The organism is Novosphingobium sp. (genome assembly GCF_025351285.1).
Taxonomy (GTDB): domain Bacteria; phylum Pseudomonadota; class Alphaproteobacteria; order Sphingomonadales; family Sphingomonadaceae; genus Novosphingobium.
Genome location: NZ_JANXWG010000099.1, coordinates 17,388 through 30,153 on the forward strand (window position 1 = coordinate 17,388; position 12,766 = coordinate 30,153).

The window sequence follows — 12,766 nt, forward strand, 5'->3', positions numbered from 1 at the left end:
TCCTTACCAGCTCGACTTGGTCACGCCGGGGATGAGCCCCTTATTGGCGAGATTGCGCAGCTCGATCCGGTTGATGCCGAATTTGCGGTAGAAGCCGCGGGGGCGGCCGGTGGTGGCGCAACGGTTGCGCACACGGGTGGGGTTTGCGTTACGCGGCAGCTCGGCCATCTTGAGCCGTGCCATCAAACGGTCGCCGTCATCGAGCGACGTGTCGTCGGCCGTTGCCTTGAGCGCCACATACTTCGCTGCGTACTTTACAACGAGCTTCTTGCGCCGCTCGTTCTTGTTGATCGAACTCAGTTTCGCCATGGACTTAAGCTCTTCCTTGGAAAATTGTGAACCGGAGGGGACACCCGCGGCAGCTTACGCCGCCTGCTGGGCCTCTGCCTCGATCGGGAACGGGAAACCGAACAGGCGGAGCAGCTCACGCGCTTCGTCGTCGGTCTTGGCGGAAGTGGTCACGATGATGTCCATACCGCGGACCTTCTCGATCGAGTCGTAGCTGATCTCCGGAAAGATGATTTGCTCCTTGAGACCCATCGCGTAATTCCCGCGTCCGTCGAAGCTCTTCGGGTTCAGCCCGCGAAAGTCTCGGATGCGTGGCATGGCGATCGTGACCAGGCGGTCGAGGAATTCGTACATGCGTTCACGGCGCAAGGTCACCTTGCAGCCGATGGCCATGCCTTCGCGCAGCTTGAACTGCGCGACCGACTTCTTCGCCTTGGTGATCACCGGCTTCTGCCCGGCAATCTTCTCCATCTCGGTCGCCGCGATGGTGACCTTCTTCTTGTCCTGGGTGCCTTCGCCAACGCCCATGTTGAGCGTGACTTTTTCGATCTTGGGTACTTCCATCACGTTCTTGTAGCCGAACTTCTCAGTCATCGCCTTGGCAATTTCTGCATCGTACTTGGCACGAAGACGCGGCGTATATTTCGCATCAGCCATCAATCGTCTCCCCGGACTTCACGGCCACACGGACCTTCTTGCCGTCCTTGGTTTCAAAACGCACGCGGGTTGCCTTGCCCGACTTCGGATCGGCCAAGCCGATCTTGCAGATCGCCAGTGGCGCTTCGCGACGATCGATTCCACCCTGCGGGTTCGCCTGGTCGGGCTTACGGTGACGGGCAGCGATATTCACGCCCTGCACCAACACCTTGCCATCCTTTGGCATGACCTGGAGCACCGTACCGGTACGCCCCTTGTCCTTGCCCGAACGGACGACGACAGCGTCACCCTTCTTGATTTTTGCCGCAGCCATTAGAGCACCTCCGGCGCAAGGCTGATGATCTTCATGAACCCGCGAGCGCGCAATTCACGAACCACCGGGCCAAAGATGCGCGTGCCGATCGGCTCTTCGTTCTTGCCGACGAGCACCGCGGCATTGCTGTCGAAGCGGATCACCGAACCATCGGCGCGGCGCACTTCCTTGCGGGTGCGCACGATTACCGCGCGGTGAACATCGCCCTTTTTCACGCGGGCGCGGGGCTGGGCTTCCTTGATCGATACCACGATCACGTCGCCCACACCGGCCACCCGGCGCTTCGATCCGCCCAGCACCTTGATGCACTGGACGCGCTTGGCGCCGCTGTTGTCAGCGACTTCAAGCTGGGATTGCATCTGGATCATCGATCCGGTTCCTTTTCAGTGGCTTTCCGAGACCAGCCCGGAAGTTCCAAATGAGTAATTCTTAAACGTCTGCCTCGACGGCGGCGGTCTTTCCAGCGGTTACCCGCTCGATCACCTTCCAGGTCTTCAGCTTCGACATCGGGCGGGTCTCTTCGATCCGCACGGTCTCACCGGCCTTGAAGCTGTTGTCCTCGTCGTGCGCGTGATACTTCTTCGAACGACGGATGATCTTCCCGTACATCGGGTGCTTCACCTTGCGTTCGACCTGCACGATCACGGTCTTGTCGGCCTTGTCGGAAACCACGGTCCCGATGAGAATTCGCTTGGGCATCGTGTTCTCCTTACGCCGTCTTGGACTGCGAACGCTGCGTCTGCAGCGTCTTGATCCGGGCGATATCGCGACGCACTTCCTTGATGCGCGCAGGACGTTCGAGCTGGTTGGTCGCAGCCTGGAAGCGGAGATTGAATGCCTCGCGCTTCAGTTCGCCCAAGTCACCCGACAGTTGGTCGTCGCTCTTAACGCGCAGACCATCGATCTTGTCAGTCGTCTTGGCCATCATACGGCTCCCAGGTGCGAGGTGTCGCCCAAGCGGGCCACGACCTTGGTCTTGATCGGCAGCTTCATCGCAGCGCGCTGGAACGCGATTGCGGCGAGCGGACCCGGAACACCATCGAGTTCAAACAGGATGCGGCCCGGTTTGACGCGTGCTGCCCAGTATTCGATCGCACCCTTGCCCTTGCCCTGGCGGACTTCGGCGGGCTTCTTGGTGACCGGCACGTCGGGGAACACGCGGATCCACAAGCGCCCCTGGCGCTTGATGTGGCGCGTGATCGCACGGCGAGCGGCTTCGATCTGGCGCGCAGTAATGCGTTCCGGTTCGAGCGCCTTGAGGCCGTAAGACCCGAAGTTCAGATCGGAGCCGCCCTTGGCGTCACCCTTGATCCGGCCCTTGAAGGTCTTGCGGAACTTGGTTTTCTTTGGCTGCAGCATGGTTCTTGCTCTATCCTATGCTCAACGAGCAGGCCGGACGCCGGAAGTCTGGGCTTCCATCATCAAGCGGTCCTGCGCCATCGGGTCATGGCCGAGAATCTCGCCCTTGAAGATCCAGCACTTGATGCCGATGATCCCATAGGCGGTTAGCGCTTCGGCTTCGGCGTAATCGATGTGCGCGCGCAACGTGTGAGCCGGCACGCGACCTTCACGATACGATTCGACGCGCGCGATTTCCGCACCGCCCAAACGACCGCCGCAAGTGATCTTGATGCCTTCGGCACCCAGACGCATCGCCGACTGCATCGCGCGCTTCATCGCCCGACGAAACGCCACGCGGCGGATCAACTGGTCTGCAATGCCCTGCGCGACGAGCTTGGCGTCGATTTCGGGCTTGCGGATTTCGACGATGTTGAGTTTGACGTCGCTGCTGGTCATCGCGGCCAGCTTCGAACGCAGCTTTTCGATATCGGCGCCCTTCTTGCCGATGATCACGCCAGGGCGTGCGGCATAGATGGATACACGGCACAGTTTGGCCGGACGCTCGATCACCACCTTGGACACGGCAGCCTGCGGCAGCGTGTCCATGATGAACTTGCGCATCGCAAGGTCTTCCTTGAGCATCCGCTGATAGTTGCGCCCTTCGGCGTACCAGCGGCTGTCCCAAGTGCGGTTGATCTGCAGGCGCAGGCCGATCGGATTGCTTTTATGACCCATGGCTCAGGCCTCCCCTGCTTCTTCTTCGACTTCACGCACAACGATGCGCAGCCGGCTGAATGGCTTCAGGATGCGCGTCGACTTGCCGCGACCACGCGTGTGGAAGCGCTTCATCGTGATCGACTTGCCCACGCTCGCTTCGGCGACGACCAATGCGTCGACGTCGAGGTTGTGGTTGTTTTCGGCGTTGGCGATCGCCGAAGCGAGTACCTTGCGCGCGTCAACCGCCATGCCCTTCTTCGAGAACGACAAAATGTTCATCGCGTCCTCGACGCGGCGACCACGGATCAGGCCGGCAACCAGGTTGAGCTTCTGCGCCGAGCCACGGATCTGCGTGCCCACCGAGAGTGCTTCCTTGTCGCCCACGCGGCGCGGAGATTTTTCCTTGCCCATCAGCGCTTGCCCTTCTTGTCCGCGGCGTGACCGGGGAACGTACGCGTCGGCGAGAATTCACCGAGCTTGTGCCCGACCATGTCTTCGTTGACCGAGACGGGAATGAACTTCTTCCCGTTGTAGACGTTGAACGTAAGCCCGACGAACTGCGGCAGGATCGTCGAACGACGCGACCAGGTCTTGATCGGGGCGACGCGGCTGCCGCTATCCTGTGCACCCTCTGCCTTCTTGAGCAGGTGCAGGTCGACGAAGGGGCCTTTCCAGACGGAACGTGCCATGGCGGTTACCTCTTCTTCTTAGCGTGACGCGACCGGATGATCATCTTGTCGGTCTGCTTGTTGTTGCGGGTGCGCGCACCCTTGGTCGGCTTGCCCCATGGCGTGACCGGATGACGGCCGCCCGAGGTCCGGCCTTCACCACCGCCGTGCGGGTGATCGACCGGGTTCTTGGCAACACCGCGAGTCAACGGACGAATGCCCATCCAGCGGCTGCGACCAGCCTTGCCGAGGTTCTGGTTCTGGTTATCGGGGTTCGAGACCGCTCCAACCGTACCCATGCAATCGCCACGCAGGTACCGTTGCTCGCCCGAGTTCAGGCGCACGATGACCATGCCGCGATCGCGACCGACCAACTGCACGTAAGTGCCTGCCGAACGAGCGATCTGACCGCCCTTGCCTGGCTTCATCTCGACGTTATGGATGATCGTGCCAACCGGCATCTGGCCCAGCGGCATCGCGTTGCCCGGCTTCACATCGACCTTTTCACCGGCGACCACAGTATCGCCAACGGCGAGACGCTGGGGTGCCAGGATATAAGTCTGCGTGCCGTCGGTGTACTTCACCAGCGCAATGAACGCAGTACGGTTAGGGTCATATTCCAGGCGCTCTACCGTTGCGGGCATGTCCCACTTGCGGCGCTTGAAATCGATCGTCCGGTAAGACTGCTTGTGGCCGCCGGCGATGCCGCGCGACGTCACGTGGCCCTTGTTGTTGCGGCCGCCGGTCTTGCTCTTGCCTTCTGTCAGCGCCTTGACGGGCTTGCCCTTCCACAGCGACGACTTGTCGACGAGAATGAGGCCACGCCGCGCCGGGCTGGTCGGGTTATAATTCTTGAGTGCCATGGCTTAACCCCTGACCCCTTCGGTGATGTCGATCGACTGGCCGGCGGCCAACGTGACAATCGCCTTCTTGATGTCCGTGCGCTTGTAGGGCTTGCCCTTCCAACGCTTGGTCTTGCCCTTCTGGACGATCGTGTTGACTGCGGTGACGCTGACATTGAACAGCGCTTCGACAGCCGCCTTGATCTCGGCCTTGGTGGCCTTGTTGGCCACCTTGAAGACAACCGCGTTGTGCTCGGAGAGCAGCGTTGCCTTCTCGGTGATGTGCGGAGCCACGATCACGTCATAATGACGCGTATCGATGCCATCCGTCTTCTTGGCGGGGGCCTTAGCCATTGAAACGCGCCTCCAGCTTTTCGACCGCAGCGCGCGTCAGCACCAACGTGTCGTGCTTCAGGATGTCATAAACGTTGGCGCCCATCGCCGGCATCACGTTGACACCGACCAAGTTGCGCGCAGCGCGGGCAAAGCCCTCGTTGACGGCATCGCCATCGACGACCAGCACCTTGCGGCCCCAGTTCGCCTGGGCGAGCTGCGCACCAAGTGCCTTGGTCTTGGCATCGGTCAGATCGAGCGTGTCGACGATCACCAGTCCGCCCTGGACCTTGGATGACAGCGCCATTCGCAAGCCAAGCGCACGGATCTTCTTGTTGAGCGAGACGTCGAAATCGCGCTTGCGCGGACCGTGAGCCTTGCCACCACCGATGAAGATTGGTGCAGCACGATCGCCGTGGCGAGCGGTACCGCCACCCTTCTGGTTGCCCAACTTCTTGCCGGTACGGGCCACGTCAGACCGCTCGCGCGCCGCACGGGCGGTGCCGCGACGGTTCTCGAGCTGCCAGGTGACAACACGGTGAAGGATGTCGGCACGGGGTTCGATCCCGAAGACGGCATCCGAAAGCTCGATATCGCTCGAACCTTCCGAACCGTCGAGGTTATGAAGCTTGATCTTCATGGATCAGCCCTCCTGACTGTCGGTCGCTTCGACCGCAGCGGACGTTTCCACCGGCGTATCGGCAGCAGCCGCATTGTTGTTGTCAGCCTGCTTGACGGCACCCGGATAAGGCGCGTCAGCGTGGCGCGAAACCTTGACCGAGTCACGGACGAGCAACCAGGCATTCTTGGCGCCGGGGACCGAGCCCTTGACGAAGATCAGCCCACGCTCGTCATCCGTGCGGACAACTTCGAGGTTCTGCTGGGTGCGTTGCTTGTCACCCATGTGGCCGGCCATCTTCTTGTTCTTGAAGACGCGACCCGGATCCTGCCGCTGACCGGTCGAACCGAGTGCACGGTGCGAGATCGACACACCGTGGGTAGCGCGCATGCCGCCGAAGCCCCAACGCTTCATGCCGCCCTGGAAACCCTTGCCCTGCGTGTTGCCCGAAACATCGATCAACTGGCCGGTGACAAAGTGCGAGGCGGCAATCGTGGCCCCAACATCGAGTGTGGCATCGTCAGCCACACGAAATTCGGCGACGCAAGCCTTGAGTGGCACTTCGGCCTTGGCAAAATGCTCACGCTGCGGCTTGGCAACGTTCTTCTGCTTGGCGGTGCCTGCACCGAGCTGCAACGCGACGTAACCGTCACGTTCCGCAGTCCGGACCGAAACCACCTGACAATCTTCAAGCGACAGGACGGTAACCGGCACGTGCCGTCCGTCGTCTTGGAACAGGCGGGTCATCCCCACCTTCTTCGCGATCACGCCAGTGCGCATGATCATGCTCCTCAATACCGGGGCAGCGCAGCGGTTACCGCGCGAACCCCACAGAGGCCTTACGGAGACCATCTCCGAAAGGCATGTCCAGCCCTGAAAATTGGAAACGAGCCCCGTCCGGGCTGGTTGCCGAAACGAACCCTCACGGGATCGTCTCGACGAGACGGGGGACGCTTGCCCGGCTATGCCCATTCGAATTTCGAACAGACGGCGCCGGAGGTATCCCTGTGTCCGGCGGGTTGCCCCGCTTTGTCCGACCCGGGCCGAAGCCAGGGTGGGAAGGAATGTGGCCCGAAGGCCGGTATGCTTTTGGTCCGAAGACCGAAACCTTGTCGACTCGCGTCGGCTTACGCCAGCTTGATCTCGACATTGACGCCGGCGGCGAGGTCGAGCTTCATCAGCGCGTCCACGGTGGCGGCGTTGGGTTGCACGATATCGAGCAACCGCTTGTAGGTGCGGACTTCGAACTGCTCACGCGACTTCTTGTCGATGTGCGGCCCGCGGTTGACGCAGAACTTTTCGATGCGCGTCGGAAGCGGAATAGGGCCCCGGATCAGCGCGCCGGTGCGGCGAGCGGTATCCGCGATTTCTCCAGTGGCCTGGTCGAGCACACGATGATCGAAGGCCTTGAGGCGAATGCGGATATTCTGGGCGTCCATGTCCGTTTACCGATGCGAAAGAGCAAAACCAAGATCGGCCGTCCCGCCTTCTCACCCCTAAGGGAGCAAGCGGGGCAGCCGCTAAATGACCGCCGCCAGAGACCCGAATCAGATCCGGGTCTCTGGCGGAGCGGCGCCTATATTACTTCGAGATCGTGCTGACAACCCCAGAACCGACGGTCCGACCACCTTCGCGGATTGCAAAGCGCAAGCCCGGGTCCATCGCGATCGGCGCGATCAGCTTGACGCCGATCGAGACGTTGTCGCCCGGCATGACCATTTCGGTGCCCTCGGGGAGGATCACTTCGCCGGTCACGTCAGTGGTGCGGAAGTAGAACTGCGGGCGGTAGTTGGCGAAGAACGGCGTATGACGGCCACCTTCATCCTTCGACAGCACGTACACTTCGGCGGCAAACTCGGTGTGCGGCGTAACCGAACCGGGCTTGCAGAGAACCTGGCCGCGCTCGACGTCTTCACGCTTCACGCCGCGAACCAGCGCGCCGATGTTGTCGCCGGCCTCACCCTGGTCGAGCAGCTTGCGGAACATTTCAACGCCGGTAACGACGGTCTTCTGTGTGTCCTTGAGGCCGACGATCTCGACTTCCTCGCCAACCTTGACGATGCCGGCTTCGACGCGGCCGGTGACGACCGTACCACGACCCGAGATCGAGAACACGTCTTCCACTGGCATCAGGAACGGCTTGTCAGTCGGGCGCGGGGGCTGCGGGATGAACTCGTCGACTGCCTTCATCAGCGCGTAGATCGATTCCTTGCCGATCGCGTCGTCGCGGCCTTCGAGCGCGGCCAGGGCCGAACCCTTGACGAACGGAATAGCGTCGCCATCGAAGCCATAATACGTCAGCAGTTCGCGCATTTCGAGTTCGACGAGTTCGAGGATCTCGTCGTCGTCGACCTGATCAACCTTGTTCATGTAAACGACCAGTGCCGGAACGCCGACCTGACGTGCAAGCAGGATGTGCTCGCGAGTCTGCGGCATCGGGCCATCGGCCGAGTTAACGACCAGGATCGCGCCGTCCATCTGCGCAGCGCCGGTGATCATGTTCTTCACATAATCGGCGTGGCCCGGGCAATCGACGTGAGCGTAGTGACGCGCTTCGGTTTCGTATTCGACGTGCGCAGTCGAGATCGTGATGCCGCGCTCACGCTCTTCGGGCGCCTTGTCGATGTTGGCATAATCGGTGAAGGTGGCACCGCCGGTTTCGGCCAGCACCTTGGTGATTGCGGCCGTCAGCGTGGTCTTGCCATGGTCGACGTGACCGATGGTGCCGATGTTGCAGTGCGGCTTCGTCCGCTGGAATTTTGCCTTTGCCATTGTCCAAACCTTCTGTTCGCTTGAATTTGATTGCTGCGGAGACCGCGCCCGCTGAATCGAGCGCCGCCCCTAGTATGAACTTGCCGATCAGGCAAGCTTCTCCGTGATCCTCACTCGCCTCAGGCGAGCTTTTCCTTGACTTCGGCTGCGACGTTGGCCGGGACCTCGTCGTAGTGTGAGAAGAACATCGAGTAGTTGGCACGCCCTTGCGTGAACGAGCGGAGCTGGTTCACGTAGCCGAACATGTTCGCCAGCGGCACCATCGCCTCGACGACCTGGGCGTTGCCCCGGCTGTCGGTGCCCTGGATTTGCCCGCGACGGCTGTTCATGTCGCCGATGACGTCGCCCAGATATTCCTCGGGGCTGACGACCTCGACCTTCATGATCGGTTCGAGCAGCTTGATGCCGGCCTTCTGCGCCACTTCACGCATGCAGGCGCGGCCTGCGATTTCAAACGCCAGCGCCGACGAGTCGACGTCGTGGTAGGCGCCGTCGTAAAGCAGGATCTCGAAATCGATGATCGGGAACCCGACCAGCGAACCCGAAGCGGCGGTTTCCCGCATGCCCTTTTCGATCGCGGGGATAAATTCCTTGGGAATGTTACCGCCCTTGATCTCGTCCTTGAAGATGATGCCCGAACCGCGCTCGCCCGGATTGACCTTGACCTTCACGCGACCGAACTGGCCCGTACCGCCCGACTGCTTCTTGTGCGTGTAATCGACGTCGACCGGCTTGCCGAGGTATTCGCGGTAAGCCACCTGCGGCGCACCGACGTTGGCTTCGACCTTGAACTCGCGGCGCATGCGATCGACAATGATGTCGAGGTGCAATTCGCCCATGCCCTTGATGATCGTCTGGCCCGATTCGTGATCGGTCGAAACGCGGAACGAGGGGTCCTCGGCCGAGAGACGGTTGAGCGCGATGCCCATCTTCTCCTGGTCGGCCTTGGTCTTGGGTTCGACCGACAGTTCAATCACCGGCTCGGGGAATTCCATCCGTTCGAGCACGATCGGCTGCCGTTCGGCGCAGAGCGTGTCGCCCGTCGTGGTTTCCTTCATGCCGGCGAGTGCAACGATGTCGCCCGCGAAGGCTTCGTCGATGTCCTTGCGGTCGTTCGCGTGCATTTCGAGGATGCGGCCGACCTTCTCCTTCTTGTCCTTCACCGAGTTCAGGTAGGTGCCCTTGGTGAGCGAACCCGAATAGATGCGGATAAAGGTCAGGCTGCCGACGAACGGATCGTTCATCACCTTGAACGCCAGCGCGCTGAACGGTGCGTCGTCCTTGGGCGGCCGGCTGTCCTTCTCGTCGCTGTCCATCTTGACGCCCTGCACGTCTTCGATGTCCAGCGGCGAAGGCAGATAGTCGACCACGGCATCGAGCAGTGGCTGGACGCCCTTGTTCTTGAATGCCGAGCCGCACACCACCGGCACGAACGAATGGTTGAGCGTACCCTTGCGGATGCACGCTTTCAGCGTGGCGACATCGGGTTCCTTGCCGTCGAGATAGGCTTCCATCGCGTCGTCGTCCTGGTCGATGACCAGTTCGATCAATTCGCTGCGATAGAGCGCTGCTTCGTCGGCGAGATCCGCCGGGATTTCCTCGTAGAAGAACTCGGCGCCGAGCGATTCGTCCTTCCAGATGATCGCCCGGTTCTCGACCAGGTCGACCAACCCGCGCAGATCGGCTTCGAGGCCGATCGGGATGTACAGCACCGCCGGCTTGGCGCCCAAGCGGTCGATGATCGACTGGACACAATACTTGAAGTTGGCACCGGTGCGGTCGAGCTTGTTGATAAAGCACATACGTGGAACGCCGTACTTATCAGCCTGGCGCCACACGGTTTCGGACTGGGGTTCGACTCCGGCCACGCCGTCGAAGCAGGCTACCGCGCCGTCCAGCACCCGCAGCGAGCGTTCGACTTCGATGGTGAAGTCCACGTGCCCGGGGGTGTCGATGATGTTGATGCGGTAATCGCCCCAGAAGCACGTCGTGGCTGCCGAAGTGATTGTAATACCACGTTCTTGCTCTTGCTCCATCCAGTCCATGGTGGCGGCGCCGTCGTGGACCTCGCCGATCTTGTAGGACTTGCCGGTGTAGAACAGGATGCGCTCGGTCGTCGTCGTCTTGCCGGCGTCGATGTGCGCCATGATGCCGATGTTGCGATACATCGAGAGCGGATGGCTGCGGGCCATGTCTGCTATTCCTTTGCCGAGAGGCGTTTTAGCTGGAAAGTTGCGCCGGTCGACCGGAGCACACCGCCCATATGGTTACGAATGTGACGATTTGAAGACGCCCGCCACCCAAAAGCAGCCCGGCGCCCTCGAATCGCTTTACCAACGGTAGTGTGAGAACGCCCGGTTCGCGTCCGCCATGCGGTGCGTATCTTCGCGCTTCTTCACCGCGTTGCCGCGGTTGTTCGCCGCGTCGAGCAGTTCCGCCGACAGCCGCGCCACCATCGTCGTTTCCGACCGGTTGCGCGCCGCGGTGATCAGCCAGCGCATGGCCAGCGCCTGCGCACGTTCGGGCCGCACTTCGACCGGCACCTGGTACGTAGCACCACCCACACGGCGCGACCGGACTTCGATCTGCGGCTTCACGTTGTTGAGCGCATCGTGGAACAGCTGGATCGGATCGGCCTTGGCGCGGGTCTGCATCGTATCCATCGCGCCATAGACGATCGATTCGGCGACCGACTTCTTCCCGTCGAGCATGAGGTTGTTCATGAACTTCGACAGGGTCTGATCCTTGAACATCGGATCAGGCAGGATTTCCCGCTTCTCGGGACGACGACGACGTGACATTTGATCTTACTCCTTCGGAGTGCGGCAGACCCATCCGGGTCTGCCTTGCGGTGCCGGCCCGCTCCCCCTGCCCAGCCACCCAGAGTTTACCCCTTAGGGGCGTCTGGGCAGGGGGAGCGGGCCGGCACCGCGAGAATGGGTCTCGCGAGCGTTAGCCCGGCTTACTTCGGACGCTTGGCGCCGTACTTCGAGCGGCTCTGCTTGCGGTTCTTGACGCCCTGCGTATCGAGCACGCCGCGCAGCACGTGATAGCGCACGCCGGGAAGATCGCGAACACGACCGCCGCGGATCAGCACCACCGAGTGCTCCTGCAGGTTGTGGCCTTCACCCGGGATGTACGAGATGACTTCGCGCTGATTGGTCAGGCGGATCTTGGCCACCTTGCGCAGCGCCGAGTTCGGCTTCTTCGGGGTGGTGGTGTAAACGCGAGTGCAAACGCCGCGCTTCTGCGGGTTCTGCTCCATCGCCGGAACCTTGGACTTGGCCTTCTGCGGCACACGACCCTTGCGGATCAACTGGTTGATAGTTGGCATGTAATCGCTTCACCTTTTTGTCTCTACGGGCGAAAGTGGCCCGTAGAGAGCGCCCTTTCCGGGCGGAAAACCGGTTCCTACTTTTCCTGAACGGAGCGCGGGGGTCCCACGCACGATCAGGTTAGGATCGAACTGGTCTGGTTCCGTTGGTGTCTGGTGGACGGCTTGGGCCTCACGATGTGCGAAATAGGGTGGCAATTCGACTTTGGCCGAATCAGGCGCCCTTGCGCATCATGAGCCGAAAACACTCCACCCGAACCCCTTGGGAACCGGGTTACTTTGACGGAATTCTGCGAGGTTGCCCCCACCACACCGCCAATGTTCAGCTCAACGCCGGACAGGCTTCCCCGTCCGAACGAGTGCGGCCCCTAGGCGTGTTGTTGGTTTTGGTCAAGGACGCGCTGCCCCACCCCATTCGTCAGACGGAACGCGGTTCAGCATCCGTCGTGCGGCATCGACGGACGGTGAATGACGAGCGTTGTGTGCGCGCAAACTTCTGGTTTCAAATCGAAGCCGCTTCGCGCAAACGGCGCGCCTCCAACTCCGCAGATCAGGCTGGCTTCATGGCGTCGATGAAATAGTTACCCGTCACATCGACGTTGTCGAACGGCTCCACCTCCACTTCGACATTGGTTTTGCTTTCGTAGGAGTGCATCGCCACAGCGGCCCAGGCAAAAACATCAGCCGGGCCGGCTCCTTCGCGCGAAAACAGATTGTAAAGCTTCCCGTCCGAATCGTTGTTCAGATAAATCTGAATCCGATTGTCTTTCAGCGGGTGAAGCCCATCCTCGTCTGTGAAATAGTTCAGGAGGATTCCTTTGACTCGTCCCGAGACGAGCTGCGCCGGCGTTTTCAACTGATCCACCCTGCCAACTCCATGTT

20 protein-coding genes are annotated in these 12,766 nt (G+C 61.2%); all 20 read right to left on the reverse strand.

What is annotated here, in order from left to right; all coding sequences use genetic code 11:
- Window positions 1-3 precede the first annotated feature (3 nt).
- Complete coding sequence (gene rpsN / locus Q0R16_RS12160; RefSeq protein WP_295636229.1) at window positions 4-309, reverse strand: 30S ribosomal protein S14; 306 nt, start codon at window positions 307-309, stop codon at window positions 4-6.
- Window positions 310-363: 54 nt separating this feature from the next.
- Window positions 364-945, reverse strand: a complete 582-nt coding sequence (gene rplE / locus Q0R16_RS12165; protein ID WP_295636231.1) for a 50S ribosomal protein L5 — start codon at window positions 943-945, stop codon at window positions 364-366.
- Complete coding sequence (gene rplX / locus Q0R16_RS12170) at window positions 938-1,258, reverse strand: 50S ribosomal protein L24 (protein ID WP_295636233.1); 321 nt, start codon at window positions 1,256-1,258, stop codon at window positions 938-940. Before rplX ends, rplE begins: the two co-directional genes overlap by 8 nt.
- Window positions 1,258-1,626 (reverse strand): 50S ribosomal protein L14, encoded by a 369-nt coding sequence (gene rplN / locus Q0R16_RS12175; RefSeq protein ID WP_295636236.1) that lies wholly within the window; start codon window positions 1,624-1,626, stop codon window positions 1,258-1,260. Before rplN ends, rplX begins: the two co-directional genes overlap by 1 nt.
- Window positions 1,627-1,687: 61 nt before the next feature.
- Complete coding sequence (gene rpsQ / locus Q0R16_RS12180; RefSeq protein WP_295636238.1) at window positions 1,688-1,957, reverse strand: 30S ribosomal protein S17; 270 nt, start codon at window positions 1,955-1,957, stop codon at window positions 1,688-1,690.
- Between the two features lie 10 nt (window positions 1,958-1,967).
- Window positions 1,968-2,186, reverse strand: coding sequence for a 50S ribosomal protein L29 (gene rpmC / locus Q0R16_RS12185; protein ID WP_295636240.1), 219 nt, complete (start codon window positions 2,184-2,186; stop codon window positions 1,968-1,970).
- Window positions 2,183-2,617, reverse strand: a complete 435-nt coding sequence (gene rplP, locus Q0R16_RS12190) for a 50S ribosomal protein L16 (RefSeq protein WP_295636242.1) — start codon at window positions 2,615-2,617, stop codon at window positions 2,183-2,185. The genes rpmC and rplP overlap by 4 nt, the downstream gene beginning before the upstream one ends.
- Before the next feature lie 21 nt (window positions 2,618-2,638).
- Complete coding sequence (rpsC, locus tag Q0R16_RS12195; RefSeq protein ID WP_295636244.1) at window positions 2,639-3,334, reverse strand: 30S ribosomal protein S3; 696 nt, start codon at window positions 3,332-3,334, stop codon at window positions 2,639-2,641.
- A 3-nt stretch (window positions 3,335-3,337) separates the two neighbouring features.
- Complete coding sequence (gene rplV, locus Q0R16_RS12200) at window positions 3,338-3,727, reverse strand: 50S ribosomal protein L22 (protein WP_295636246.1); 390 nt, start codon at window positions 3,725-3,727, stop codon at window positions 3,338-3,340.
- Window positions 3,727-4,005, reverse strand: coding sequence for a 30S ribosomal protein S19 (gene rpsS / locus Q0R16_RS12205; RefSeq protein ID WP_295636248.1), 279 nt, complete (start codon window positions 4,003-4,005; stop codon window positions 3,727-3,729). The genes rplV and rpsS overlap by 1 nt, the downstream gene beginning before the upstream one ends.
- Window positions 4,006-4,010: 5 nt before the next feature.
- Entirely contained in the window at window positions 4,011-4,847 is an 837-nt protein-coding gene (gene rplB, locus Q0R16_RS12210) for a 50S ribosomal protein L2 (RefSeq protein ID WP_295636250.1), read from the reverse strand.
- A gap of 3 nt (window positions 4,848-4,850) precedes the next feature.
- Window positions 4,851-5,180 (reverse strand): 50S ribosomal protein L23, encoded by a 330-nt coding sequence (locus Q0R16_RS12215; protein WP_295636252.1) that lies wholly within the window; start codon window positions 5,178-5,180, stop codon window positions 4,851-4,853.
- Window positions 5,173-5,799 (reverse strand): 50S ribosomal protein L4, encoded by a 627-nt coding sequence (gene rplD / locus Q0R16_RS12220; RefSeq protein ID WP_295636254.1) that lies wholly within the window; start codon window positions 5,797-5,799, stop codon window positions 5,173-5,175. The genes Q0R16_RS12215 and rplD overlap by 8 nt, the downstream gene beginning before the upstream one ends.
- A gap of 3 nt (window positions 5,800-5,802) precedes the next feature.
- Window positions 5,803-6,558 (reverse strand): 50S ribosomal protein L3, encoded by a 756-nt coding sequence (rplC, locus tag Q0R16_RS12225; protein ID WP_295636323.1) that lies wholly within the window; start codon window positions 6,556-6,558, stop codon window positions 5,803-5,805.
- Between the two features lie 347 nt (window positions 6,559-6,905).
- Window positions 6,906-7,217 (reverse strand): 30S ribosomal protein S10, encoded by a 312-nt coding sequence (gene rpsJ / locus Q0R16_RS12230; protein ID WP_185663838.1) that lies wholly within the window; start codon window positions 7,215-7,217, stop codon window positions 6,906-6,908.
- 142 nt (window positions 7,218-7,359) lie between these two features.
- A complete protein-coding gene (tuf, locus tag Q0R16_RS12235; RefSeq protein WP_295636258.1) occupies window positions 7,360-8,550 on the reverse strand; it encodes an elongation factor Tu in 1,191 nt (396 codons plus the stop codon).
- 119 nt (window positions 8,551-8,669) lie between these two features.
- The gene (gene fusA / locus Q0R16_RS12240; RefSeq protein WP_295636260.1) at window positions 8,670-10,742 is read right to left on the reverse strand and encodes an elongation factor G; all 2,073 of its coding nucleotides are present in this window, start codon (window positions 10,740-10,742) and stop codon (window positions 8,670-8,672) included.
- A gap of 138 nt (window positions 10,743-10,880) precedes the next feature.
- Window positions 10,881-11,351: a 30S ribosomal protein S7 gene (rpsG, locus tag Q0R16_RS12245; protein WP_295636262.1), complete on the reverse strand. Its 471-nt coding sequence runs from the start codon at window positions 11,349-11,351 to the stop codon at window positions 10,881-10,883.
- Window positions 11,352-11,512: 161 nt separating this feature from the next.
- A complete protein-coding gene (gene rpsL / locus Q0R16_RS12250; RefSeq protein WP_295636264.1) occupies window positions 11,513-11,884 on the reverse strand; it encodes a 30S ribosomal protein S12 in 372 nt (123 codons plus the stop codon).
- Between the two features lie 550 nt (window positions 11,885-12,434).
- Window positions 12,435-12,749: a hypothetical protein gene (locus Q0R16_RS12255; RefSeq protein WP_295636266.1), complete on the reverse strand. Its 315-nt coding sequence runs from the start codon at window positions 12,747-12,749 to the stop codon at window positions 12,435-12,437.
- Window positions 12,750-12,766: the final 17 nt, after the last annotated feature.